The sequence below is a fragment of the Sorangium sp. So ce590 genome, from assembly GCF_051521365.1.
Taxonomy (GTDB): Bacteria; Myxococcota_A; Polyangia; order Polyangiales; family Polyangiaceae; genus Sorangium.
Genome location: NZ_CP150346.1, coordinates 11,016,483 through 11,041,892 on the forward strand (window position 1 = coordinate 11,016,483; position 25,410 = coordinate 11,041,892).

At 74.2% G+C, this 25,410-nt stretch carries 14 protein-coding genes; 6 read left to right on the forward strand and 8 right to left on the reverse strand.

What is annotated here, in order from left to right:
- Positions 1–68 precede the first annotated feature (68 nt).
- A complete protein-coding gene (locus WMF28_RS41850; RefSeq protein WP_437599337.1) occupies positions 69–5,393 on the reverse strand; it encodes a hypothetical protein in 5,325 nt (1,774 codons plus the stop codon).
- A complete protein-coding gene (locus tag WMF28_RS41855) occupies positions 5,390–7,141 on the reverse strand; it encodes an ATP-binding protein (RefSeq protein WP_437599338.1) in 1,752 nt (583 codons plus the stop codon). Before WMF28_RS41855 ends, WMF28_RS41850 begins: the two co-directional genes overlap by 4 nt.
- An 876-nt stretch (positions 7,142–8,017) precedes the next feature.
- Between WMF28_RS41855 and WMF28_RS41860 the strand changes: the two genes are divergently transcribed.
- Positions 8,018–9,226, forward strand: coding sequence for an STAS domain-containing protein (locus WMF28_RS41860; protein ID WP_437599339.1), 1,209 nt, complete (start codon positions 8,018–8,020; stop codon positions 9,224–9,226).
- Positions 9,227–9,272: 46 nt separating this feature from the next.
- Here the strand turns inward: WMF28_RS41860 and WMF28_RS41865 are convergent, their stop codons facing one another.
- On the reverse strand, positions 9,273–10,724 hold the full coding sequence (locus tag WMF28_RS41865) for a type VI secretion system Vgr family protein (RefSeq protein ID WP_437599340.1): 1,452 nt from the start codon (positions 10,722–10,724) through the stop codon (positions 9,273–9,275).
- A 90-nt stretch (positions 10,725–10,814) separates the two neighbouring features.
- A complete protein-coding gene (locus tag WMF28_RS41870; RefSeq protein ID WP_437599341.1) occupies positions 10,815–12,605 on the reverse strand; it encodes a DUF2169 family type VI secretion system accessory protein in 1,791 nt (596 codons plus the stop codon).
- A 135-nt stretch (positions 12,606–12,740) separates the two neighbouring features.
- On the opposite strand from WMF28_RS41870, the gene WMF28_RS41875 reads away from it, so the two are divergent.
- Together WMF28_RS41875 and WMF28_RS41880 are read left to right on the forward strand one after the other, a co-directional pair.
- A complete protein-coding gene (locus WMF28_RS41875; RefSeq protein ID WP_437599342.1) occupies positions 12,741–13,079 on the forward strand; it encodes a hypothetical protein in 339 nt (112 codons plus the stop codon).
- A 160-nt stretch (positions 13,080–13,239) separates the two neighbouring features.
- On the forward strand, positions 13,240–14,265 hold the full coding sequence (locus WMF28_RS41880; RefSeq protein ID WP_437599343.1) for an aminoglycoside phosphotransferase family protein: 1,026 nt from the start codon (positions 13,240–13,242) through the stop codon (positions 14,263–14,265).
- A 25-nt stretch (positions 14,266–14,290) separates the two neighbouring features.
- Here WMF28_RS41880 and WMF28_RS41885 read toward each other — a convergent pair whose 3' ends face one another.
- Positions 14,291–15,655 (reverse strand): hypothetical protein, encoded by a 1,365-nt coding sequence (locus tag WMF28_RS41885; RefSeq protein ID WP_437599344.1) that lies wholly within the window; start codon positions 15,653–15,655, stop codon positions 14,291–14,293.
- A 289-nt stretch (positions 15,656–15,944) separates the two neighbouring features.
- Complete coding sequence (locus tag WMF28_RS41890; protein WP_437599345.1) at positions 15,945–17,396, reverse strand: cellulose binding domain-containing protein; 1,452 nt, start codon at positions 17,394–17,396, stop codon at positions 15,945–15,947.
- Between the two features lie 647 nt (positions 17,397–18,043).
- On the opposite strand from WMF28_RS41890, the gene WMF28_RS41895 reads away from it, so the two are divergent.
- Entirely contained in the window at positions 18,044–18,838 is a 795-nt protein-coding gene (locus WMF28_RS41895; RefSeq protein WP_437599346.1) for an ABC transporter ATP-binding protein, read from the forward strand.
- A gap of 110 nt (positions 18,839–18,948) precedes the next feature.
- On the opposite strand, the gene WMF28_RS41900 is transcribed toward WMF28_RS41895, so the two are convergent.
- The gene (locus tag WMF28_RS41900; protein ID WP_437599347.1) at positions 18,949–20,568 is read right to left on the reverse strand and encodes an NAD(P)-binding protein; all 1,620 of its coding nucleotides are present in this window, start codon (positions 20,566–20,568) and stop codon (positions 18,949–18,951) included.
- Entirely contained in the window at positions 20,565–21,260 is a 696-nt protein-coding gene (purN, locus tag WMF28_RS41905; RefSeq protein WP_437599348.1) for a phosphoribosylglycinamide formyltransferase, read from the reverse strand. Before purN ends, WMF28_RS41900 begins: the two co-directional genes overlap by 4 nt.
- 186 nt (positions 21,261–21,446) lie before the next feature.
- On the opposite strand from purN, the gene WMF28_RS41910 reads away from it, so the two are divergent.
- Complete coding sequence (locus WMF28_RS41910) at positions 21,447–22,061, forward strand: Uma2 family endonuclease (protein WP_437599349.1); 615 nt, start codon at positions 21,447–21,449, stop codon at positions 22,059–22,061.
- 92 nt (positions 22,062–22,153) lie between these two features.
- On the forward strand, positions 22,154–25,399 hold the full coding sequence (locus tag WMF28_RS41915; protein WP_437599350.1) for a protein kinase domain-containing protein: 3,246 nt from the start codon (positions 22,154–22,156) through the stop codon (positions 25,397–25,399).
- Positions 25,400–25,410: the final 11 nt, after the last annotated feature.

Here is a 25,410-nt window from a genome sequence, read left to right on the forward strand (position 1 = left end):
GGGATCTTCCCGCCTTCCCGCCTTCATGGGAGCTCTCTCCGGGCCCATGCGACGCCGGTCGGCGCGCGCTACCTCATCGAGCGCAGCAGGTGGTCGAGCGCCCGGCGCTCCTCCGCGTCGGTGACCGACTTCAGCGCGCGGTTCACCTCGCCGACGGCGGCCGCCGCCAGCAGCGCGACGGCCGCGGGATCGGGCGAGCCGCGCGCGCGCAGCCACGCGAGCGCTTCGTGCTCGGTGTTGATGACGATGTGGCTCCGGCTGGCCTCGTAGCGGACCGGCCTCCCCGAGCGGCTCTCGACGACGGCGCGGACCGGGGAGCCCTCGAGGCCCATCCTGGCGATGGCCTCGCGGAGCGCCGCGGCGAGCGGGCCCTCGGCCGTCGCGCCCGGCCGCTCGGCCGCGGCGCCGAGCAGCGTCGCCGCCTCGCCGCCGATCAGGCCGCGCACGCTGCGCCATAGCGCGCCGACCCAGGCGCGTGCGCCGCTCGCGTCGAGCGCGCCCGCGGGGGCCTGGGCGCCGGATGCGCCCGCGGGAGCCTGGGCGCCGGTCGCGCCCGCGGGAGCCTCGTCGCCGGTCGCGCCCGCCGGAGCCTCGTCGCCGGCGGCCCCGAAGGCGCCCCCGACCGCCGTCGCGGCGCCCCCGACCTCCGCCGCGACGGCGCCGGCCGAGGCCGGCGGCGCCGCGGGTGCGCCGAGCTCGCGCAGCGCGCCCGGGGCGGCCCGGTGGCGCAGCACCTCGACGAGCGGCGAGCCGTCGTCGAGCAGCACGAACGCCGGCGTCCCCTCCGGGAAATCGCCGTCCGCGCTCCCGCGGCGATCGGTGATCCACAGGCAGCCGCTCGCCGCGAGCTCGGCGCGGACCGCCGCCGGGCCGACGATCTCCCCGTCGGCGGTCGGCGCGGCGAGCCTGCCGCCGGAGAGGCGGCCGAGCAGGTGCAGGTTCCACAGGTACGGCGCGGCGGCCGTCTCGTCCGAGACCTCGGCCGCCATCGAGGCCGCCGCCTCCATGGCGAGCTCCGCGACGGCCTCCCAGCGCTCCTCCTCCAGCGGCCACACGAGGAGCATCCCCTCGACCGGCGCGAGCCCGACGACGCCGCCGGCCCCCGCCTCGGCGAGCAGCGCGCGCGGCGTGAAGCCGCCGAGCGCTGCGACGTCGCCGCCCTCGAGGATCTCCGCGGAGGGCGCGCCGACGAGCACCCGCGGCGCGCGGGGCCACCGCGCGGGCAGCCAGAGCGCGCCGGTCACGAGCAGCGGCCGGGGCCGGGCGACGGCGGCGTCGAGCCACCGCGTCGCGAGCGCGTCCTCGGGCGGCGCGAGCCGGCCGCGCAGCCACCGCGCGGTCGCGTCGCGCACCGCCTGCCGGAGCCTCGCCGCGTCCGCGCCCGTCCTGAGCCCGTCGAAGGCGCGGTTCGGCTCGAGCGCGTCGTCGTTGACGGCCGCGCACAGGGGCCACCCGCTGCCGGCGCCGATCGCGCAGAGCGGCCGGCGCCCGACGTGCACCGCGATGCCGGCCGCGCCGGCGTGCTCCGGGGCGAGCAGGCCGATCTCGCCGTGCGCGGTCCGCGCGCCCTCCTGCTGGGCGAAGGGGAAGACGGCGAAGCACGCCGCGCGCGCGGCCGCGTCGAGGCCGATCACGGTGAGGGGCGGCGCCGCGAGGCGCTCCTCGGTCGCGCGATCGCGCGCGACGGTGTCGGTGATGTCCTTGACGAGCACGGCCGTCGCGAGCTGCAGCCGCTCGGGCTTGCTCAGCGCGAGGACCGGCCGCTCGTAGCGCTGCGTCGGGTAGGGCGGCGGCGTCGAGGTGCACAGCCACTCGGCGCGCGGATCGCGCCGGAGGTCGTCGAGCGACCGGTGGGTCCCCTCGATGTCGGGGAAGAGCGGCGCGCCCGCGGCGCCCGCGACGACGCGCTTGCCCTGGGCGAGCGTCCGCAGGAGCGCGCTGCGCGTGTGGCTCCGGGCGAACGGCGGCAGCTCGTCGAAGCGGGGTGCGAGCGAGATCAGGTGGCGGCCCGCGCCCTTCGCGAGGCGCGCCAGCAGCGCGCGCACCTCGTCCCGCGGCGGGTCCGCCGCGTCGGCGCGCGCGACGATCCGCAGCGGGATCGGCAGATCCACGTCGACGCGCCGCTCGGCGCCGTCGGGGTCGATGAAGCGCGCGTCCGACTCCGGCCCCTCGATGATCTCGAGCTCACCCTCGAGATCCCGCACGCCGAGCGCGGCGAGGCTCACCCGCAGGCTCGGGTGCGGCGGCGCGCCGGGCAGCGCCGGCGGGGCGCGCGGCGCGCCCGCGGCGTCGCCGCGCGCCCTGGGGTCCTGCGTCCTCCCGGCGCGCTTGAGGCGGCCCTGCTCGGTGGAGGCGCGGAGCCGCCGCGCCGGCAGCCCGCCTTGCGCCGGGAGGGCGCGGCCGCCGGCCCACCGCAGGAGCGCCGCGCGCTCGCGCGGCTCGCGGACGACGAGGGGGTGCCAGGCGAGCGTCTCGAAGCCGGGCGCCTCGTCGAGCACCGGGATCGGCGCCGGCGGCGGGTGCGTCCTGTCGAGGCTCTCGAGCGAGCACGCGACCTCCCGGCCGCGCGGATCGAGCATCACGAGCAGCGGCAGGCGCCGGATGCGCGCCGCGAGCTCGCCGAGGGCCGCCTCGACGGGCGCGCTCCGGGCTCGCTCCGCGAGCGCCCGCGCGCTCTCGAGGAGGTAGGCGATCAGGCGGGCGTCCGGTCGGCCGCGGTGGCGGAGCGGGTCGCCCCGCAGGCCGAGCCGCGCGCGCGCCGCGGCGTCGCCCTCCAGCGCGGCCACGAGCGCCTCGCAGAGCGCGCGCTCGACCGCGTGGACGGCGGCGTCGTTGCGCGGCGACAGGAGGCTGTTCCAGGCCCTGCCCGGCATCGCCGCGTCGTCGTCGATCGCGACGGCGGCGGGGCCGAGGAGCGGCGTCGCGGCCTCGAGGGTGGCGAGCGGCTGCGACGCGTGGTGCCACGCCTCGACCATCGCGTCGCCGGGCGTGGCGAGGGCGAGGAAGCCGGGGCCGGCGACCGCGAGGACCGGCGCGGGGGCTTCGCCTCTCGGCGCGACCTTCTCCAGCGACGCCGCGAGCGCGCGCCGCCGCGCCGGGCCCCGCGCCGCGAGCTCGTCCTCGCCGAGGAGCCCCGGCGCGTAGGGGACGAGCTCGCACTCCGGGAGCGCGGCGGCGAGCCAGTCGAGCTCGCGCTGCGAGGCGGCGAGCACGGGCCGCCGGTCGGCCGCGCGCCCCCGCGCATCGGGCGGCGCGGTGCAGAGGCCGCGCGCCGCCCTGGCGAGCGAGGCGAGGCCCTTCAGGCTCAGGAACCGGCCTGTCCCGAGCGTGGGCCAGAGCCGCGCCTCCAGGAGGCCGCCGAAGCGCGACGGCGCGAGGTCGTCCACGTCGCGCCGCCCGGCGCCGCCCCGGCGCCCCTGTCTGCGGTCGGGCGCGCCGAGGCGCTGCGGAGCGCAGAACATTGTGCCGATCGCGGCGCGCAGCGGGCCCCTCAGGCGAGCGAGCTCGCTCTCGGGCTGCGGCGCGCCCTGGTGCGCGGCCCTCGGACCGAAGCGCCGCCGCGCCTCGGCGTCGGCCGCGGCGAGCGCGACCCCCAGGGCGTGGCGGACCGCGCGCCAGAAGCGCGCGTCGCGCTCGACGCCGTCGTACGCGAAGCGCGGCCGCACGCGCCCCTCCCACGCGAGCGCGATCTCGACCGGCAGGGGGACGGCGGCGGGATCGAGCTCCACGGTCTCGAGGTGCCGCCCGTCCACGAACACCCGGACCTCGGCGCCCCTCCTCGGCTCGCCGTCGTCGGTGAAGACGGCGAGCTCGCCGCGCAGGCCGGCGAGCGTCCCCTCGTCCACGTTGAAGGCGGCGCGGAGCGCGTGCTCGGGGGCGGGCGGCACCACGGGCTCGCCGGTCGCGTGCAGGAGGAACGCCCTGCGGCGCCCTGCGCCGAGCTTCGCCTGCTCGAGCATCGCCTCCGCGTCGGCGAGCGGGAGCCCGGCGAGCGCGCGCTCGACGACCCCCCCGTGGCTCCAGATCACGTCGTGGGCCCAGGGGGAGAGCTCCTCCGGGAGCCTCGCGTCGCCGCGGTAGAGGAAGAGGGGCGACGCGTCGCGCGCGTCGAGCGACGCGAGCGACACCGGCCGCCCGTGCCCGTCGCGGAGCAGCGGGAGCTCGCGCACGGCCCGCGCCTCGGGGAGCAGCCTGGCGCCTGCGCGCGCCGCGCCGGTCGCGACGCACGCGAAGGCCGCGAGCGCGTCCTCGAGCCGGCCGCGGTCCTCGTCGACGACGATCACGCCCTCCGGGATCGCGCCCTCGCCGCGGAGCAGGGCGGTCAGCGCCTCGAGCGCGTCGAGCAGCGCGCCGCCCGCCGCGTCGCGGAGCCGCGCGCGGAGGGGCGCGTCCTCGCGCAGCGCCGAGCGCGACGCGTTGGTGGGCAGCTCGTCCGCGTCGACGACGAGGCGGACCGGGAGCTCGACGCCCTGGTAGGGCGCCGAGGGGAACCGCGGGTCGAAGCTCCAGCGCTCGCGGACGAGCTGCACGCCGTGCTCGAGGTAGTCGACGACAGGGAGGCCGGAGAGGGGGGGAGAGAAGGGCGCGGGGAGGGGCGTCGACAGAGGCGCGGAGAGGGGCGTCGAGAGAGGCGCAGAGAGGGCCGGCCCGCCCGCGGGATCGCGCGGCGCGACGATCTCCAGCGTGGCGCGGCGCGCGCCGTGCACGTGGAAGGGCACGCGCATGAGCACCGCGGGCTTGCCGCCCGGGGGTGCGCGGCGGAGCGGCTCGCCGGCGAGGGCGATCGGGATCGAGAAATCGCCGGTGGCCGCCGCCAGGTGGGCCAGCTCTGGCGGGGTGTCGCCGGTGATGGCCCGGCGCAGCACCGACCAGCCGAGTCGCCGCCGCACCTCGACGCGCAGGCCGGCCGCGGGCATCCCGGGCGGCCTCGGCACCTCGTCGCAGGCGGGGGCGGCGGCCGGCGCGAGGGCGCCTTCGGGCGCCTCGAGCAGGGCGGGCGTGAAGCGCACGCGCGTGCAGGTCGCCTCGGCTCTCTCGCCGGACGGCCCGCGGCCGGTCGTGAGCAGGTCGACGCGCGCCGGGCGCAGCCCGAGCGCCGCGTTCACGCCGAGCGCGAGCAGCCGGAGGCGCCGGGACGGCGCGTCGGGCGCGGCGTTGAGCACGTGGTCGAGGAGGCGCGCCAGGACGGGCGCGTCGGGCGGCTGTCCGTCGAAGGTCAGGACGACGTCGTCGGCGTCGTACTGGAGGTCGATCTGCGTCGCGCCGCCGGCCGCGGCGGCCCGGACGAGCTCGAGCAGGTAGAGGTCGAGGTCGACGAGCAGGTGTTCCCTGAGCTTCTGGACGGCGCGGCGGGCATCGACGCGGATCGCGCCGCGGGCGACGACGCGGCTCATCTCGGGAGCCCTCTTGGCGCGCCTGCGAGGGGCGGCGGGTTCGCCGCGAGGTCGAGGAGCCGGTCGCTGTCCTCGGGATCGAGCGGCCCCTTGGCCTCGACGAGCAGCGCGCGGGCGAGCAGGTTGCCGGCGGTCACGGGGTCGACGGCGGCGCGCCTGCGGGCGAGCGCCACGGTGTCGCTGGCGACGTTGAGGTAGAGGGCGTGCCGCGGCTCGAAGCGCGCCGCGCGCCGCACGACGTCGCGCGCGGCGTGGCAGCTCTGCTCGGGCCCGCCGCGCTCGCCGCCTGCGGGCAGGAGGATCCCGCCGCGCTCGCGGAGGGCGCCCTCGATCCGGCAGAGGCTCACCCGGGCGACCCCGTGCCGGGCGCGGGCGAGCGCGTCGGCGACCACCTGGAGCAGCGGCGCGTCGGCCGCGCGGGCGCTCTCCGGCTCCTCGCGCACGCGCAGGTAGGCCGCGCGCGCCTCCTCGATGCGCGCCGTCGGGAAGCACCGCTTGAGCAGCGCGACGGTGGCGGGGTGGTTGCACAGCACGACGGGCAGGCCGTCCTGCGCCATGGCCTCGGTCAGCGCGCCGGGCCGCTCGGCGACGAGCAGCGGCTCGCGCCCTCGCGCGAGCGCCCGCAGGCCGGCGCGTATCCGGTCGCCCGCGACGGCGCTCGCGAGCGGAAACGGGATCTCGTCCGGATCGAGCGCGGTCGGCGGCGACAGCGCCGCCTCGAGCATCGCCGCGTACGCGGCGGCGGCGGCGCCCTCGCCGGCGGCGGCGCCTGCTGCGGCCTGCGGCAGGCGCGCGGCGAGCTCGCGCCGGAGCGGCCCCTTGACGAGCTCGCGCACGCGGGCGAGCGCTTCCCAGAAGGCGTCCTCGCGGCGCACGTTGTCGCGGCTCAAGGTGTGCTGGAGGTGCGGGCTCATCACCTTGAACCGCACGCCCGAGAGCCCGCTGAAGAGCTCGTCCGTGGTCTCGAACAGGGTGAGGCCGCGGTTGTAGAAGCCGGCGAAGCTCTGGCCGTGCTCCGCGGCGGGCTCGCCGCCTCTCTGCTGTGCGAGGTGCTGAGCGCCGGCGGAGGGGCCGACAACGAAGGTCGTCTCCTCCTCGACGGCGGTCACGGAGACGGGCGCTGCGACCGAGAGCGGGGTATCGATGCGCTCGACGCTTGCGCGTGCGTTGCCTTCGTGGTCGGCGATGCTGAGGGCGATCTCGCACCTGGCGTGGCGGCACCAGCGGCGGAGCGCCGCCTGGGCGCGGCGGGCGTGTTCCACGAACGCCTCCCGGCTGAGCCGCTGGATGAGGGTCACCCGGGTGCCGCTGTCCTGGCGCGGGCCGGCGTCCTCGAGCTCGTAGCTCGTGTCGCTGCGCAGCCGGAGGCGCCATGCCTGTCCGTCGCGCCACGTCTCCACGTCGACCTCTTCCGGCTGGATGGCGAGCACCGAGACGAAGCCGACGCCGTATTTGCCGATCTTGCCGGGGTCGCCTTCCTTGGACGAGCTGAAGAGGGTGAGCAGCGGTCCCTCGATGTCCTCGCGGCTCATGCCGCACCCGTCGTCGGCGACCGAGGTGGCGCACGCGTCGGGCAGCGTCTCGACGCGCACGGCGATCTTCCGCGCGCCGGCGTCCATGCCGTTCTGGACGAGCTCGCGGAGAAAGGCGTACGGGTCGGCGAACTGCTGCACCATGTCCGCCACGGGGCCTGGGGGTGGCGCCGGGGGCGCGGCGCCGGGGGCGCGGAAGGATCGGTACGGGTCCATGCGCGCCTGCGAGGCTATCACACGGGGGAGGTGGGCCTCCGGGGCTGCTCGGAGCAACCACCACGCCTCGCCGCTGGGGCATCAGGGCTGCTCGACGCGCCCAGGCGGCGCTCCGCGCCGCCACGATAGGCCTCCTCTCCCGCCTGCGGGCGGGCATCACGGACGAGGTCGAGCACAACCCGAAGCTTCCGCCCGACCTCGACGCCCAGGTGTTCGGCTATCTGGACGAGCTCCATATCCCACGCGCCGCCGCGGCCAGGGTGAAGAAGGCGAAGCGGGCTGTGCCCAAGGCACCTGCGCCGCCCGCGCCGCCGGAGATTGCCTGAGCGTCCGCGCCCGTCCACGGCCGCTCGCGGTCGGCCTCCGGGCGATCTGGCCGGCTCGCTGACGACGAATGGCATCCTCTTCCGGGATGAGCCCGAGGCGAGCCTGAACCCGCAGCTGGTATCCCTGGTGTCGACATCCTTCTCGATCTGGGGAAGCGCGGTGTGCAGATCTTCGTGACGACGCACGATTCCCCGCTGTCTCATGAGCTATCGCTCCTCTCCCGAGTACCCGAAACAGCCCGATGTGGCGATCCGGTTCTTCGCGTTCCATCGGAAGGAGGCGCACGGCCCGGCGCATCGTCGATGCCGGTGATACCCTGGCCGATCTCACCTCCTCTGCGCCGCTCCTGTCCACGTAAGTCGAAACACCGTCGCTCTCGGCTCACCTCGCTCTACATCATGGCGGAGTGAGCCGCCCCGCCATCTCGTCGCGTAAGCCGGCATGCCGGTGCCGCTCGCCTTCTCTTCCCAATCGCCCGGCAGCCCTTCCCCGGTGTGCTTCGTCTGCGTTATATTCTCCCTTCTCTGCACTCGAGGAGATGTGGCACGAATGGAATCTTCCCCCGGCGCGTTGCTCGGCGAGTTTTTCGCCCGTTCTCCGGATCTGCTCTTCATCGCCTCGGCCGACGGAGCGCTGCTCCATCGGAGCGGTGGACTGCGTGAGGCGCTGGGCCCCGGGGTCGAGAGCGGCACGCCCCTCGCGGATCTCGCGCATCCGGACGATCGCGCCGCGCTCTCGGCGGCCTGGTCGGCGCTCCTCGGGGCGGATGAGCCCGTCTCCTTCAGCGTCCGCCTGCGCGACGGCGGCGGGTCCTACCGGCGCCTGACCTGCTGCGCCCGACGGTCGTCCGATCGCAGCGCCGTCCTCGGCTCGCTCCGGGCCGAGCCCGCGGCCGCCGCCGTCGAGCCGGCAGTCGACCAGGAGGAGCTGAAGACGCTCCGGCTCAAGGCGCGCATCCTCGACGGTATCGCCGAGCACGTGGATCCCATGACGATATGGGCGCTCGACCGCGACGGGATCTACGTCTATCACCAGGGCAAGGCGGTCGCGAAGGCCGGGTTCAAGCCGGGGCAGCACGTCGGGCACAGCTTGCTGGACCTCTATGGGGCCTCCATGGACGCCGCTGAGCTGCGGAAATGGTACGACGGCCAGGTACGCCGCGGCCGCGGCGAGGCGCACGGCGCCGACTGGGACAACTGGCTCATCCCGCTCCGCAGCGAGCCCGGCGATCGCGTCGACGGCGTGCTCGGGGTCTCGCTCGATGTGTCGGAGTCCAGGCTCGTCGAGAAGGAGCTGCGCATCCAGCTCGACCAGATCGCCGCGCAGCAGAAGGTGATCCGCGATCTCTCCACGCCGATCATCGAGGTCTGGGACGGCGTGCTCACGCTCCCCCTGGTCGGCACGGTCGACAGCATGCGCACCGCCGAGGTCATGGACAGCTTGCTCCAGCAGATCGTCGAGAAGCGGGCGAGCTTCGCCATCCTCGATCTCACCGGCGTCGAGGTCGTCGACACAAAGGTCGCGAGCCACCTCATCGAGCTCATCACCGCGATCCGGCTCCTCGGCGCGGACGGCATCGTCGCCGGCATCAAGCCGACAGTCGCCCAGACCATGGTCGCCCTCGGCCTCGACCTCTCCCAGCTCAACACGCAACGCAACCTGCGCGCCGCGCTCAACTACGCCATCCGGACCATGACCCGCGCCCAGGGCGCCGCCCTCGCCGCCAATCCGGCGCCCGGCAAGACGCGGGCCCTCTGAACGTCGCCCCCGCCGGCGCGCGTCCGCCCGGGGCTCGGCGCGCGGCTCACTCGTCCACGAGATCGAAGACGATGCCGCCCTGGGTCTTGATCCGGTGGGTCGACCGGTTGGCGCTGTTCACCGGCGAGGGCGTCAGCGGGTTGGGCGCGGCGCCCACGATCACCGGCCGATCGGGATCGCCGTTCACGAAGGCAATCAGCACCTCGGTCCCCGGCTTGAGCGGGAAATGCGTGCCGTAGTTCGCGCCGGCGTGGTTCTGGAGCATGCGCACCGGCCTGGACGACACGCCGCCGGCTGCCCCCGTGTCGAACAGGAACCGGATCAGGTACCTGCCCTGATCGTCGATCTGCGCGTCGTTGCCCCCGCCGCCCGGCCCCGCGTCCACCATCCCCGTGACGACGCCGCTGATCCGGGGGATCGGCGTGATGCGCGGCGGCCGATACGTGTTCTTGCTCGGGATCGCCCGGAAGGAGTTCACGTAGCGCTGGGGCGCGTCACCCCCGCCGCGGCCGCCGGCGGCCTGCGTCGCGCGGTGCTCCACCTCGACGAAGAGCAGGTCGAGCGGCTCCAGGTTCGGGTGCTCTTCCAGCATCGACCGCGCGCCCGCGCCGAGCGCGCACACAGCGCTCCTGCCCGTGTAGACGAGCTGCGTCGCCTGCCGCTCCTCGGCCCGGATCTGCGCCAGCTCCTTGCCCTCCCCCGGCGTCTTGTAGTGCCCGCCGAACTCGATCACGCCCCCCGCATACCCGGCGGGCAAGACGTGCTCCGACGTCAGATCGAGCATCGGTTGCCGGTAGTTGTAGTCGCGGGCCACATACACGCTCGGCACGAGCCGCGCTCTCGCCGCGATCTCGAAGACGTCCCGGGTCTCTCCGCGCTCGCGGAAGCGGACGGACTCGGCCCCGGCCGTGGGCTTGAACCCGCTGGCGCTGTCGGTGAAGACCATCGTGTCCTGCCCGTCCTGGTGGTCGAAGAAGAAGCTGATCCCGACGTGCTCGGCCAGGCGGCAGATGAAGGCGAAATCGGTCTCCTGGTACTGCACGACGAACTCCCGCGGCGCGTAGGTGCCCATCAGCCTGAATTCCACGTCGCTCCCGCTCAGGCCCACGAGCTCGAGCTTCTGCTGGATGAGCTCCGGCACGGCCTTGTGCATCGAGATCTCGGTGGTCTCGACGAGCGTCAGCCGGTGGGCGCGCGGGACGATGCGCAGCCGGTACGCCCGGTGATCGAGCAGCGTCGCGAGGTGATCGTGCACCTCGGCGACCATGCCGTGGATGCGCCGCAGCTCGACCCCGTCCCGCTCGAAGACGATCGCGACGGCCTCGCCGGTGAACGTCTGCCCGTCGACCGCGGCCTCGCTCGGACAGGCGACCTCGACGTCGAACGCGAAGAGCTGCGAGATGGCCTCGCGGCCCGACAGGCTGTTGAGCTGGAGGACGTCGGACGAGAAGCCGGCGAGCTCGAGTCGAATGTCTAGCGAATCGGATTGAGTGGTCATCGTCGCAGCTCCATCCATCGTGCTGTGGGAGTGGCTCTCCCGCCTCGGGGCGCCCTGCGCCGGGGCGTCCGGCGCGCTCTCGTTCGCGAGCTATCGTTTGCGGTCGAACCGTTCGTAAAGGCTCCTTCTCAATGAAGGTGACGGGGTGGGTAGCGCCGGGCGCTCCGGCGGAGGAGGCGGCGGCGGCCGGGGCGGCGGGGCCGCCGGCGGCTCGTCCGGCTCGAAGGACCGCGCCGGCGAGGCGCTGATCTCAGGCCTCGGCGGCGGAGGAGGCGGCGGCTCCGGCCGCGCGGGCTCGGGCGCCAGCGCGATCTCCGCTGCTTCCACGCGCGCGGGCGCGGGCTCCAGGTCGACCGCCGGCGCGGCGGGGTCGGAGCTCCCGGGCGCGCCGGCGCGCGCGTCCCAGTCGTCCTCGAACGAGAGCGCGAGCGTGCCCGAGCTCATGCGCTCATCGGCCGTGATCGGCTCACGGTCGATCCTCGACGGAGGCAGCGCGGCGCCCGGAGGCGCCGGCTGGAACGGCAGCGCAGGCTGGTCCGCCGCGCTGTCGTCCTGACCGGGCAGCAAGGCCAGCGTCGCGGTAGGAGACCCCTCCGGGTCTTCCGCCGAGGAGAGCGAGAGCGTCCCGGTGTCGAACCGGGCCGCCGGCGCCCCCGCGCCCGCCGCGCGCACGGCGATGTCGCCGGGAGGAGGCCCAGGACGAAACGGCGTCGCCGCCCTGACGAAGGCAGCCACCGCCGCGCCGCCGTCCGAGAGGCTCATCGTGCGCGCACCGGCGGGCGGAGCGGTCTGGGTCGCGTCGAGGCCGTCGGTGTCGTCGCCGTCGGCGCCCACGCCCCGCGCGCGGCCGGCCGCGTCGCCCGCCCGGGCGGGGCCGGGGGCCCCGGCGCCCGTGTCGGCCGGCCTCTCGGGCCACTCGAGCGGCTCTCCGGGGAGCTCGACCCCCGCCACGATGGAGGCCGCCGCGAGCGCAGCCTCGTCGGGCACGGCGAAGCTGCCCCGGAAGACGAGGGTGCACCGCTGCTCGTCGCCGTCGATGCGCAGCGTGTCCGCGCTCAGATCGAGCGGGGTACCCTCGCTCACGCCGAAGGCCGAGAGGCCGTGAATGCGCGCGCGGCCGCGCGCCTCGGGCAGCCGCGTCCGGAGGCGGGGCAGCGTGGGGTGCAGCCCCTGGAGCTCGATCCATTCCCCGCCGCGCAGGGTGCGCACCCGCTGATCGGGCGGCGCCGCCTGGTAATACGCCCACGCGAAGGCGTCGGGGATCTCGGCGATGGCGGCATCGAGCGCCTTGCGCGGGGTGGCGCCGAGCAGCCGCTTGCGCGCCGGCCAGGCGCGCGCGATCGGGCCGAAGCCGGCCGCGCGCGCCGGCTGGAGAGGATCGATGACGTTCGCCTCGGGATCGGACGGGTCGCCCGTGGCCCGCACGCCGAGGAAGTTCTCCTGCTCGTTCTCCCCGCGGAGCGCCCGCTCGTACACGAGCGGCATCCGCTGGAACCCGGCCCTGTCCTGGACGAGCAGCTCCTTGTCAAGGAGGACCTCGCTCTCGTCGGAGATCGTGAGTCGCACAGGCAGGGAGTGCACGGGCGCGCCCGGCGGCGGCGCATGGGCATGACCGGTGAAGAGCACGTCGGCGTGGTCCAGGTGCGGGGCCAGATCGCTCGTGAGCCGGACGCTCCGCCCCGGGTTGTTGCCGTGATGCACCTCCCCGGGGAGGATCTTCTGCGGCTCGACCCTCGGCATCTCGGCGTCTGCCGCGAAGGCGAAGGTGGCCTTGACGATCACGGTGATGCGGAGCTCGCCCCGGCACCGCCAGGCCACCGAGGTCGCTGCTGCTCCGTTCAGCGGCGTGACCCTCTCCGGCGCGGTCGTGCTGTTCGCCATTGCGCCGGTTTATAGCACAGCCGCCGTCACGACCCTGACCGATCGCGCGCCGCGCGGCCGCGTCCAGCCGATCTGCCGAGACGGCGGAGCGCAACAACTTGCCGCCGCACGGTGACCATGGCACCCACGGCAATCATGAAGCTGGCTGGAACCGCTCGTGCGGTGGCATCGGCGCTCGTCGTCCTCGTCATGATTGGCTCGTTCGGCTGCGACACGGTGGCCACGCTCGTCGCGCCCGCAGTCCCGGTGGTCATCGAGAAGGCGACCGCGCCCGGGGAGCCGGCCGCGCCCGAGGCTCCGGCCGCGCCCGAGCCGCCCGAGAGCCGGAAATGCTGCTTCCGGAGCGGCGAGAGCGTCGCGAAGGTGTGCGAGAGCCAGGAGCGCTGCTGTTCGGGCAGGTACGATCGCAGCGCGTGCGAGGATTCGGGCGGGCTCTGGTTCCAGAGCGCCGACGGCTGCGCCGGCGCCTGCTGAGGCGCGCGCGGGCGGTCACGTCGCGGCGCCGGGGGCGATCGCGCCGTGCGCTGGGGGGCCGATTGCGCCGTGCGCTGGGGGGCCGATCGCGCCGTGCGCTGGGGGGCCGATCGCGCCGTGAAGGCTGGCGCTCGTGGGGTCTGCCGGCGTACGAAGGGGCGTGCGCGAGCTCGACCCCGACGCCCTGCTCCGGCTCGTCCAGCGGGCCACGGGCCACGTGCCGTCGTCGCTGGTCCCGCTGCGCGGCGGCGTGTCGTGCCGGCGTTACCTGCGCGTCGTCACGCCGGCCGGCACGGCGGTCGCGATGTTCGCGCCGAGCGAGGAGGGGGAGGGCACGGCGGCCGGCGCCGCTGCTCCGCGGTGGCCGTTCCTGGAGGTGCACGCGCTGCTGCGCGAGCGCGGCGTCCGGGTGCCGGCGCTGCTCGCGGAGGACTGCGAGCACGGCCTGCTCCTCCTCGAGGACCTCGGGGACCGGACGCTCTCGGCCTTCGTCGAGCGCGAGCCCGCCCGTCGCGCCGAGGTCTACGCCCTGGCGGTGCGCGATCTCGCCCGGGCGCAGCGGGCGCTCGCGGCGCTCCCGCGCGGCTCGATCGTCGACGCCTGCGCGCTCGACGCGACGCTGCTGCGCTGGGAGCTCGACCATTTCCGCGCGTGGGCGCTCGACGCGCGCGGGCTCCGGCTCGACGACGCCGCGCGGGCCGAGTTCGACGCGCTCGCGGATCGCCTCGCCCGGCGCATCGCCGTGTGGCCGCGGGGCTTCGTCCACCGCGACTTCCAGAGCCGCAACCTGATGATCGTGGACGCGCCGGGCGGGGGCCTCGAGGTCGCCTGGCTCGACTTCCAGGACGCCCTCCTCGGCCCGCGCGCCTACGATCTGGCGACGCTCCTCAACGACAGCTTCCAGGACCTCGATCGACGGTTCGTCGAGGCGCGCCTCGACGACTACGCCGCGGCCGCCTCGCTCGATCGGCCGGGGCGCGACGCGCTCGGCCGGGAGTTCGAGCTGGTCACGGTCCAGCGCAAGCTCAAGGACGCCGGGCGCTTCGTCTTCATCGACCGCATCGGCGCGGATCCGGGCTACCTGCGCTACGTCGAGCCCGCGCTGGCGAGGGCGCGCGCGGCGCTCTCGCGGCTCGGCGACGACGGGGACATGCGCGCGCTGGCGCGGCTCATCGCGGCGGCGTGAGGGGAGAGTTCGACGCAAAGGCGCATCAGAGGTCCGACTCCTCGAGGAAGCGCTGGAGGAACGTGGACGCGCTCGGCTCTCCGGCTCTCGGAAAGCCGCCGAACACAGCGAACTGGTGCCATACCCACTCGGCGTTCAGATAGGTGTCCTTCTCGCTCTCCTCGAGCGAGGAGCACACGTGATCCCAGCGCGGACTCACCCCGGGGAGATAGCCGCTCTTGTCGGGCGGCAGGCTCGAGAGGCGCGCCACGTCCGCGTCGCCGGCGAGCCTCCGCCGGATCGCCGCGTTCGCGTCGAGCTGGTACCCGCCGGTCATCCGCAGCCGGCGCGAGGCGTCGCCGCTGTACCAGCGGAGGAGCGTGGCCTCGCTCCTCGCGATGCCGCGGGCGTCGAAGGCGAACACCTCGCTCACCCGTCCCAGGTTGGCGGCCAGCGCCTGCCACAGGGGTAGCCCGCCGGCGCTGAAGCCCGCGAGCCCCAGCTTCCCGAGCCGCGCCCCGCCCGGTCCGATCCCGATCTTCTGCGCGCCCCCGAGGAAGCGGAGCGCCGCCTCGGCGAGGCCGGGCAGGCTCGCGGTCGTCGCGGCGCCGAAGCTCGTCCCGCTCGGCCACGGGTGCAGCATGACCACCGCCTTGCCGCTCGCGGCGAGCGCCTCCTCGAAGCCGCAGCGGAGATACACCCAGCGGGACTGATCGCGCGGATCGCGCGCGAACACGTCGCGCGCCCAGAACGAGGCGTCCGGATCCGGGTCGGGCCCGAGCAGGTATCGATTCAGCCCGAACATCTCGTGGCGCTGATCGACCCGGGTATAGGCGTACCCTTCCGGCCGGTAGAACACGAGGGCCGAGATCCCGCCGTCCGGCGGCGCCTTGCAGGCCTCCGGGATGCTCGCGAACCAGATCTTCGGCTCTCCCGCGGTGGCGCCGAGGGCCACGAGCTCGGTGCCGGGCTGGTGCTCGCGCTGGTACTCGTCCGTGTACCTCGCGTAGGCCATCCAGAACGGGGTGATATCGACGAAATCGGTCCTGATCTGCGCGAGCGCGAGGCCCGGCGTCGACTTCACGTCGACGAGCGGGTGCGCTTGCCCGAGCGTCGGGTCCGGGGCGGGGTCGAGCGACGTCCCCCCGCCGGCGACGTCGAAGGCCTGCTCGACCGACAGGACCTCTTCCTGCAGGGCGGGGACGTCCTCGAAGGCGCCGAAGGCCGCGGAGAAGCGCGCGTTGAGCGCGACGCGCGCCGCGCCGGCGGGGATCGCGAACTCGCGCAGCCCCGGGCCCGCGGCGGCGAGGGGCAGCGGCGCGTCGTCGGCCGTCGCCTGCACCTCGGAGAGCGCATCCGGCAGCAGCGGGCTGCCCGCGTTGCGCCAGGTGACCCGGAGCTTCAGCGGCATGCGGCGCTCCGGACCGGACGACGCGCGCGCGGGGCGGCGGCCTGGGCGGACGTGGCCGGGCCGTCGCCGGCGAGGAGAGAGCGCTGCGGGGCGGGGGGCACGGTGCGCCGAGGATACCAAAAGGCGCGGGGCGCGGGAGAGCGCAACGGGGAGCGGGAGGAGAAGAGGGGGAGTCCGGAGGGGCTTTCGTCCCTCCGTGTCGCTCGGCGCATCGATGCGGGCTGGAGCGCCGCGCCGCCGAGAGGCGCTGCTTGCCTCGTCGGCCGGCGCGTCGCTCGTCGATCAGGGGTCAGCGCGAGCCGTTCGCGCAGTACCCGAACGAGATACCCGCTCCAGCGCTGACCTTGGCGCTCCAGCCCGATCCGACGAACACGAAGTCGGTGCCCGTCGTGGTGCCGCTGGCGCTCCAGAAGTCGCGGAGCGTGGCCCCCTTCGAGGGCACGTACGCCTTCCACGTGACGTTGGAGCCCGTCGTCGTCACGGTGACGTTGTTGCAGTAGCCGCCCGTCCACGTCGAGTTGGGGGTGATGGTGACACTCACGTTGCTGGGCTCGGCGCGCACGCCGCTCGTGCTTGTGCCGCCGCCGGAGCCGCCGCTGCCGCCGGAGCCGCCGGAGCCGCCGCTGCCGCCGGAGCCGCCGCTGCCGCCGGAGCCGCCGGAGCCGCCGGAGCCGCTGCTGGAGCTGCTGCTGCTGCTGGAGCTGCTGCTGCTGGAGCTGCTGCTGCTGCTGCTGCTGCTGCTGCTGGAGCTGCTGCTGCTGCTGGAGCTGTCGCCCTTCACGCGGGCGATGAAGCTGTCGTAGCCGGCGACATCGCCCGTCTGCGACAGCAGGACGATCGCGACGCCCATGTCGACGGCCTTGGCGACGTTGCTCTCGTTGAGCCAGGTGGAGTCGACGTTGATCGGGCCGCCGCCGAACGTGTACGCGTCGACGATGACGAGCGGCAGGCTGAGCGCGCGCGTGATCTCGCGGTAAGTGAAGTTGTCGATCTTGCCCTCGGTGAACGGGAACTGCTTGCCCGTGAGGCCGACGTACTTGACCACGCTGCGATCCCAGCCGTCGTAGAAGTCGCTGACCGAGGACGCCCACCGGGTGGCCGACGGGCTGAACCACGGGCTGAAGTCGATGACCACCTTGCACGAGGGGCAGCCCGACTTGATGGCGCCGAGGATCTGGTTGATGTAGTTGTCGGACTCCGTCTCCGTGAGCGCGTTCTGCTGCGCCGTCTGCGAGAACTGGTACCAGTCCGGCTCGATGTGGATCAGCGGCTCGACCGCCCTGCCGCCGAGGGCCGTGTTGATCCCCTGCGCCGCCTGCCTGTACTTGGTCACCATCGCGCCGATGTTGCTGCGCACGTACGCCGCGCCCCGCTGGCACAGCGGAGCGCCGGCGTCGCCGTCGCAGTCGCGGTCGGACCCGAGCCCCTTCTTCGTCATGTCCGTGGCGATGTAGCCGAAGAGGTAGGGCGTCTTCCCTTTGCTGACAATCTGCTGAAGCTTGCTCTGATGTGTGGAGGTGAAACCGTTCGACTGCAGCCAGTCGCCGACGGCGACCACATCGACATTCGCCGGCCCGGACGAGGGCGGCGACCAGGTCTGGCTCCACTGCGGAGCAACGCCGAAGCGCATCTGTGATGCCGCTGCGGCAGCTGCTGCCTCGTCGGCGAAAATCTCGTTCTCTTCCGAGACGCTGGAGCCGTCATCCGCGGCAACGATGCACCCGCCGAGGACGGCGACCATGCACGACACCGCTCCAGCACCCCAAAGCGAACCCTTGATCCTCGTCATTATGTCAATCTCCAAGTGGCCGCGCGGCTCGGCGCCGCGTCGGATTTTTCACTCCCGAGTGCCAGCTTCAGCTTGGCGCGGGGCACTTGATGAAGGTGCTCGGCGCAACTGCAACGGTCGGGCCATCATCTCTCGAGATCGGTGAATGCCGATTCATGGGCAGAATTTCGACGATGCCTGTCCGCGAGAGATGCTGAGTGACCGATGGAGTGGATCGCCGATCCGGGGCACGGATGATCCACCACGGATCCCCTGATTCCTCCGCCGAGAGCGAGGGAAAACAAGGGTAAATGCGGGCAGGTACGCGCAAAACACGCAAGACACGCAAGACGCGCAAGACACGCAAGACGCCGAACGCGCCCATCAGGGCATCAAAAGAAAATTCGAATCGAGGAAGGTCGGCTTCCCGTGCGAGACATGTTGTTCTGTCCGACATGTCCCGACATGCGAGCCCGACATGCGGGCCCGATGTGTGAAATGGTGTGTTGTCTGCCAGAAGTGCTTGAATTGCGGTCCTGGACGGGTAGAATGTAATACTTTTATCCAGCGAAGCGCTCCAGTAGTCTGCGTCGCATGTACGCGAACCGTGGAGTGAAGCGATGAGCTCGCCCGCGCTCATCGAGATCGAGGACGCCGAGGTGTACCGCGGCGATACGCGCGTCTTCGAGGGGCTGTCGCTGCGCATCGAGCAGGGGGAGAGCACCGCGATCCTCGGGCCCAACGGGGCCGGGAAATCGACGTTGCTCAGGCTGCTCTCGCGGGAGATCTACCCGGTCCACCGCGCGGGCTCGGGCGTGCGGATCCTCGGGCGAGAGAGGTGGGATGTCTTCGCGCTCCGGCGCCGGCTGGGGCTCGTGTCGTACGAGCTCCAGATGGCCTATCCGCGGGAGGTGCGGGGCCTCGACGTGGTGCTCTCCGGCTTCTTCGCGAGCGCCGGGCTGCACGAGCACGAGCCGCCGACGGGCGCGCAGCGCGGGCGGGCCGAGGCGGTGCTCCGCGAGCTCGGCGTGGCGCACCTCGGCGACAAGCCCATCGCGGAGATGTCCGCCGGCGAGCAGCGGCGCTGCCTGCTCGGGCGCGCGCTCGTGCACGATCCGGAGGCGCTGGTGCTCGACGAGCCGACCACGAGCCTCGACCTGAAGGCCGCGTTCGAGCTCGTCGACCTGCTCAGGCGCCTCGTGCGGCACGGCAAGACGCTGATCCTGGTGACGCACCACGTGCACGAGATCCCCCCGGAGATCGAGCGGGTCGTCCTGCTCGGCAAAGGCCGCGTCTTCGCCGACGGCCCGAAGCGCGAGGCGCTGACCGACGACAACCTGTCGCGCCTGTTCGACGTGCCGCTCTCCGTGGTCGAGCGCGACGGATTCTTCCAGGTCTTTCCCCGATCCTCCTGAGATACGGAGCCCCGGAGACATCGAGTCTCGCCTCGATCTGCCGTGCTCCTCCTCTGTGCCTCTGTGGCCCCTTCTCTCAGCAAGCCAGGGACAGCCCGGGCGACGCGGTGCTATCCGATCTCCACCTTGCTCCACATGTCTCGCCGCATCCGCTCCTTCCGCCGGTCGGTCCGGGTCACGAGCCGCGCCGCGCCCCAGGCGGCGAGCAGCTGGCCCTCCTGGCCGAGGCCGGGCAGCACGCTCCGGCCGACGAGCAGCGTCCGCTCGATGGGACCGCGGATCGGCTCGCCCGCGAGCCCGAGGTAGCCGGGCGGGTCGACCTCGAGCTGGCGCACCATCGGCTCCGCGCCCGGGGCGGCGCCCTTCAGCAGCGCCCGCTCGACCAGGCGGCGGCGCTGGCCGTCGTAGAGCCACACGGGCAGGCCGTCGTGCACCGAGTCGACGACCACGAGGTGGCGCTCGAGGAACGGGAGCTCGGCCGTGAGCGCGTCGAGCACCGCCTGGCGCGCCTCGAGCAACGACAGCGGGCTCCGGTCGGCGAGCAGGATCTCCGCCACGAGCAGCGTGTCGGTCGAGGGCGGCGGGAGATCGCAGCGCTGGAGGTGGATCACGGGGCGCAATGGCCCGGCCGGCCGCGTGTGGCGCGGCGAGCTCGGCCGCCCGTCGCCCGGCGCGCGCGGAGGCGGGGGCACGAGCGAGCGGCCGGCGGGCACGGACTGGAAGGGGAGCAGGAGCGCCTCGGGGCCGAGCGGCTCGGGCAAGCCCTCGCGGCGCACGATGAGCGACACGACGAAGCGGCCGACCGAGGAGGTGATGCGGGGCCACTCGCGCAGCGCGCGCTTGTGGATGCCCTCGCCGCCCGACAGGCTCGCGAGCGTCTCGCCATCCATGTCGGTGATCACGAAGCTGCTGCCGTTCGGGTGATCGTCGCCGTCGAGGAGGACCCCCGCCGCGGTGCCGCGGCGGACGTGGACCGACGCGGCGCGCTCGTCGAGGAGACAGCGGCCGCCGTGGGCGAGGATGCGCTCGACGAGGAACTCCTCGATCTCCTCCTCGCCGCGCGGGACCATCATCAGCCCGCGCGTCCACGCCCCGTGCAGGCGCGCCACCGCGAAGGGGGGCGGGAGCGCCGAGAGATCCGTGGCGAAGAGGACGGACTGCGTGACGATCGAGCGGAACAGGTGGCCGCGCGGGAACTCGACGAGCAGGTCGGCGTCGGGCTCGGCGCGCGCATAGGGGAGCATGGCGGCGTAACGCGCGGTCTCGCGCCGCTCCCAGAACGTGCCCGGCGGCCAGAGGGCGTCGTGCGAGAACGCGTCGTCGGCGGCGCCGTTGACGTGGGCGAGCTCGGCGTAGAGCTCGTCGACGACGCGCCGGAGCTCGGGGAACTCACGGTCGATCTCGCGGCCGAAGAGGACCATGTCGGGCGGCACGTCGAGGCGCCGGCGCGGCGCGACGACCTGCAGCATGGGCATGGCCGGGACGATGCGGCGCTTCCAGGTCTGCGACTGGGCGAGCTCGACGAGGAAGCGGCGCCACGCCGGCGAGGGCTCGGCGAGCATGGTGAAGGCGCGCCGGCGGAGGACGTGCTGGTCGAGGCGGTAGGTGGGCGGGCGCTCGCCGTGCCCGACGACCATCACCGTGAAGTCGCGCCGCGCGAGGAGCGCCGCGGCGGTGAGCGCGCCGATGGAGCGGCCGAGGACGATGACGTCGTAGTGCTTGTGGATCACGCCCCTTCCCCGACCGATTCGGGCGCGGGGCCGACCTGAGCGAGCCCGAGCGCGGTGTCGACGCCGGCGATCGTCGCGCGCGCCCGCCCGCCGGGCGCGGCGGACGGCGCGATCTGGAGGCGCCCCTCGGCGAGCCACGAGAGCGCGCGGACGAGCAGGGCGTGCTCCTGGACGAGGATGCGCGCGGCGAGGGCGTCGTGGTCGTCCCCCTCGAGGACGGGGACGGCGGCCTGCGCGAGGATGGGCCCGGTGTCGGTGCCGGCGTCCACGAGGTGGACGGTGCAGCCGGTGATGCGCACGCCGTGATCGAGCGCCTGCTGCTGGGCGTCCACGCCGGGGAAGGAGGGCAGGAGCGAGGGGTGGATGTTGACGACCCGGTGCGGGAAGGCGTCGAGGAAGGTCGTCGTGAGCAGGCGCATGAAGCCGGCGAGGACGACCCAGGTCGCGCCCGCCTCGCGGAGGGCCGCGACGGCGGCGGCGTCGAAGCCGTCGCGATCGGCGAACTCCTGGTGCGGGAGGACGCGCGTCGGGATGCCGGCGCGCTCGGCGCGCGCGAGGCCCTCCACGCCCGGCCGGTTGGAGATGACGAGCCGCACGCGGGCGTCGAGGTGGCCGGCGGCGATCGCGTCGAGGATCGCCTGGAGGTTGGAGCCGCGGCCGGAGATGAGGACGCCAAGATCGAGGGAGGGCATGGGGGGCAGATACTACGGCCGGGGCGGGCGCGGGAGAGATCCGGGGCGGCAGCGGCCGTCCGGCTCCGGAGCGGGGCCCGCCCGGAGCCACGGCGCGCCGCCCGCCGTGCGACCGGCCCGAGCGCGCCGCGTCTCGGCCCGCGGAGCGTCGCTTGCTGCCTCGCCGCGCCCGCCTATTCTCAGCTCATGGTCGCCGTCGCCCCGCTGTCCGCGCCCTCGACGTCCCCGTCCGGCCAGGGCGAGCAGCGCTTCGTGATGTCCAACGTCTCCTGGGACGAGTACGTCGCGCTGCGCAAGCTGCTCGACGATCACCCAGGGCTGCGGATGACCTACTGCGAAGGGGTGCTGGAGCTCATGAGCCCGTCGGCCGACCACGAGGATGTCAAGACGCGCATCGGGCGCCTCGTCGAGCTGTGGGCGCTGGCGCGCCGCGTTCGCGTCTACGGCTATGGCTCGACCACGTACCGCCGCAAGGCGAGGCAGCGCGGCCTGGAGCCCGACGAGTGCTACTGCGTCGGCAAGGTGAACAAGAAGCGGCCCGATATCGCGATCGAGGTGTTCATCACGAGCGGCGGCATCGACAAGCTCGACGTCTACCGCGGGCTTGAGGTGCCCGAGGTGTGGATCTGGAAGGATGGACGTATCTCGGTCCACCTGCTGGGGGAGGGCGGCTACGAGCAGGTCGAGCGGAGCGGGATGCTCCCCGAGCTCGATCTGGGAGAGCTCTCGGAGTGCGCGCGGATCCCCGATCAGGCCGACGCTGTCGACGCCTACTGGGAGCGGTTGACGCGGAGGGGCTGAGCGGCGAGAGCCGGCCTCACCCGGGGCCGGTCCACGATGGCCGGCCAACCTACCAATGCCGCGCCGCTCGGGTTAGGGTGGCGCCCGCCACGATGCCGGAACGCCCGCCCGAGCCGCCCCTGACCGCCGACGAGGCCGCGAAGCACCGCGCGATGTCCTACCTCGGGCGGGTCGTCTCGAAGCGGTACCGCATCGACGAGGTCATCGCCATGGGTGGCATGGGCGCGGTCTACCGCGGCGAGCACGTGCACATGCACAAGCGCGTCGCGATCAAGATCCTGCACCCCGACACCGAGCGGCTCCCCGAGCTCGTGCAGCGCTTCGAGCGCGAGGCGGTCGCCGGCGCCCACATCCAGCACCGGAACGTCGCGACCGCGACCGATTTCGGCGAGGCAGAAGACGGCTCGTTCTTCCTGGTCCTGGAGTACGTCCGCGGCACGACGCTCCACGAGATCATCCGGCGAGGGCCGATGCCCGCCGCGCGCGCCGCCCTGATCGCCAGGCAGCTCGCGGCGGGCCTCGGGGCGGCCCACGCGATGGGCATCGTCCACCGCGACGTGAAGCCGCGCAACGTGATGGTCGTCGAGCCGCAGGGCGATTTCGTGAAGCTCATCGACTTCGGCCTCGCGAAGGTGAGCGTCGACGAGCTGCGCCGATCCGCGGCGTCGCCGGAGTCCGTGCGGAGAGAAGGGGAGCCGCTCCCGGTCCGGCTCACCACGGCCGGGGTGATCTTCGGGACCATCGCCTACCTCGCCCCCGAGTCGGCGCTCGGGATGGATTTCGTCGACGAGCGGGCGGATCTCTATGCCCTCGGCCTGATCTTCTACGAGATGCTGGCCGGCAAGCATCCGTTCCTGGCCAAGGATCCGGTCGCGCTCTTCAACCAGCAGCGCAGCGCGCCCGTTCCGGCGATCGCCGAGCATGCGCCCGGCGTCGCGGTCCCGCCGGCCATCGAGGCGGTCGTGCGGCGCCTCCTGGAGAAGCAGCCGCGCGCCCGCTTCGAGGGCGCGGCGGAGCTGATCGCGGCGCTCGACGAGGCGTGCGCCGCGTCGGGGATCGTGATGGCCGAGCCCAGGGCGGAGATGGGGTCGAGGGCGGAGATGACGTCGGTGCCCGCGATCGCGGAGGCGGCGCGCGTGCCGAGCAACCGGCCGCCCCTGCCCAGCGCGCTGTCGCGCGAGCCCGAGGCCGGCTCCAGCGGCGCTTCGGCGATCGTCCTCGGGGATTCGTGCCTTGTCTCGCTGACGGATGTGGCGGACGAGCTGGAGCCGGCTGCGCAGCGGGCAGCCGGCGAGCCGGCCGGAAGCGGCGGGAGCGCGCCGGAGCCGGCGCGCGCGAGCGATTGGGCGCTGGTGGGGGCGACGGCGCCGGTGGAGGCGGCCGAGGACGAGGAAGACGCCGCCGGCGAGTCGCGGCCGACGCCGGTGCGCGACACGCCGACCCTCTTCGCCGAGCTGACGCGCGACTCGCGCCCGACCACGGTGGGCGGCGCGGCGTTCATGGCCCAGGTGGCGTTCTCGCGGGAGGAAGCCGCCGGCCGCGCAGCTTCCGAGGCCGAGGCCGAGGAGGAGCGGCTGTCGAGCGACTCGCGCCCGACCGCGGTGGGCGGCGCGGCGTTCATGGCCCAGGTGGCGTTCTCGCGGGAGGAAGCCGCCCGCGATGCCGCTGGCCCGCCGTCGCCGCGATCGCAGGAGCAAGCCGCGTCGAAGGAGCCGGCGTCGAAGGAGCCGGCGTCGAAGGAGCCGGCGTTGCAGGAGCCGGCGCCGCCGGTCTCGACGCCGCTGCCGCTGGAGGCGCCGTCTCTGGCGCCAGAGGAGCCGGCAGGGTCGCTCGAAGAGCCGGCGTCCAAGGAGCCGGCGGGGCCCACGTCCGCGCGGCAGCCGATGGCGGAGCCGTCGCCCGAGCCGTCGGAGCGTGGTCCGTCGGAGCCCTCGCCGAAGCAACCGTCGCTGCCGGGTACGGAGGAGCCGTCAGCGCGTGCAGCCGAGCGGGCGTCATCGAAGCCGCCGTCAGCGCCCGCAGCGGAGCGGGCGTCGTCTAAGCCGGCGTCGTCGACGCCGCCGTCAACGCCTGCAGCGGAGAGGGCGTCGTCTAAGCCGGCGTCGTCGACGCCGCCGTCAACGCCTGCAGCGGAGAGGGCGTCGTCTAAGCCGGCGTCATCGAAGCCGCCGTCAGCGCCCGCAGCGGAGCCGGCGCCCTCGAAGCCGCCGGCGCCCTCCGTGGAGGAGCCCGCATCGGCGAAGACACCAGCGCCGTCCGTCAAGGCGCAGCCGCCGGAGAAGGAGCCTCCGGCGGCTGCGCCGGCGTCGCTGCCGCCGGACGAGCCGCCCGCGGAGGAGGACGCGCCCGCGTCGGAGCCGACCTCCGAACGGATGAGCGGCTCGCGGCCTGCTTTCGCCCCGACGCTGCTGCGGGAGCTGGAGGCCGCCGAGGCGGAGCGCATCGCCCGGGAGCGCGAGGAAGAAGCCAGGCGGAAGCTCGCCGAGGAGACCGAGCGCGCCGCCCGGGAGCGCGAGGAGAAGGCCAGGCGGAAGCGCGCAGCCCAGGAAGCGCGCGCGTCGCGACCGAGTCACGCAGGCCTCGGCGGCCGCCTGGGCCGGATCGCCCCGTACCTGGGCGGCGTCCTCCTCGCCGCGGGCGTCATCGCAGCGCTCGCCGGCGGCGGGCGCGCCCCGCCCGAGCCGGACCCCCAGCTCGGCCAGACGAGCCCGCCCGCGAGCGCGCTCGCCACGAGCGAGCCCGCGCCGGCCGCCGCGGCGCCCGAGGCCGCTGCGCCGGCGACGACCGCCGTACCCGACGCGCCGGCCGAGCCTCCGCCCGACGACGCGGCTCGGAAGGCGCTCACCGATGCCTCCAGGGCGCGCCGGTGGGTGAAGGCCGCCGAGGCGCTCAACCTGCTCGCCGAGCGCGATCCGACCGCGCTGCGCGAGCGCGCGGTCGCGATCGCGGCGCGCAACGTCGCCATCGCCATCTCGAAGACGGGCGGCGAGCTCGCCGACAAGGTCTTCGACGCGCTCGCGAATCGCTTCGGGGCCGCTGGCCTCGACGTGCTCTACGAGATCGTCGAGACCCGCGGCCGCTCCACCCCGGCCACCCGCGCGGCGAAGCTGCTCCGCGATCCGGAGATCGCAGCCCGCGGGACGCCCGCCGTCCGGATCTCCTTCGAGCTGCGCGACGCCACGTGCGGCGAGAAGATGCCGTTCCTCGATCGCGCCGTCTCCGAGGGCGACCAGCGCACCCTGGTCGTGCTCGAGACGGCGGTGAGGCCCTGTTACAAGACGAACCGGACCATCGACGAGGCGATCAAGAAGCTGAGATCGCGGCTCGAAGACGGGTGAGCGCGGGCCGC

Bases quoted from the DNA above. Each gene is read 5' to 3' on its own strand.
- WMF28_RS41850 (WP_437599337.1), bottom strand. From the start codon at position 5,393: ATGAGCCGCGTCGTCGCCCGCGGCGCGATCCGCGTCGATGCCCGCCGC.
- WMF28_RS41855 (WP_437599338.1), bottom strand. From the start codon at position 7,141: ATGGACCCGTACCGATCCTTCCGCGCCCCCGGCGCCGCGCCCCCGGCG.
- WMF28_RS41860 (WP_437599339.1), top strand. From the start codon at position 8,018: ATGGAATCTTCCCCCGGCGCGTTGCTCGGCGAGTTTTTCGCCCGTTCT.
- WMF28_RS41865 (WP_437599340.1), bottom strand. From the start codon at position 10,724: ATGACCACTCAATCCGATTCGCTAGACATTCGACTCGAGCTCGCCGGC.
- WMF28_RS41870 (WP_437599341.1), bottom strand. From the start codon at position 12,605: ATGGCGAACAGCACGACCGCGCCGGAGAGGGTCACGCCGCTGAACGGA.
- WMF28_RS41875 (WP_437599342.1), top strand. From the start codon at position 12,741: ATGAAGCTGGCTGGAACCGCTCGTGCGGTGGCATCGGCGCTCGTCGTC.
- WMF28_RS41885 (WP_437599344.1), bottom strand. From the start codon at position 15,655: ATGCCGCTGAAGCTCCGGGTCACCTGGCGCAACGCGGGCAGCCCGCTG.
- WMF28_RS41890 (WP_437599345.1), bottom strand. From the start codon at position 17,396: ATGGTCGCCGTCCTCGGCGGGTGCATCGTTGCCGCGGATGACGGCTCC.
- WMF28_RS41895 (WP_437599346.1), top strand. From the start codon at position 18,044: ATGAGCTCGCCCGCGCTCATCGAGATCGAGGACGCCGAGGTGTACCGC.
- purN (WP_437599348.1), bottom strand. From the start codon at position 21,260: ATGCCCTCCCTCGATCTTGGCGTCCTCATCTCCGGCCGCGGCTCCAAC.
- WMF28_RS41910 (WP_437599349.1), top strand. From the start codon at position 21,447: ATGGTCGCCGTCGCCCCGCTGTCCGCGCCCTCGACGTCCCCGTCCGGC.
- WMF28_RS41915 (WP_437599350.1), top strand. From the start codon at position 22,154: ATGCCGGAACGCCCGCCCGAGCCGCCCCTGACCGCCGACGAGGCCGCG.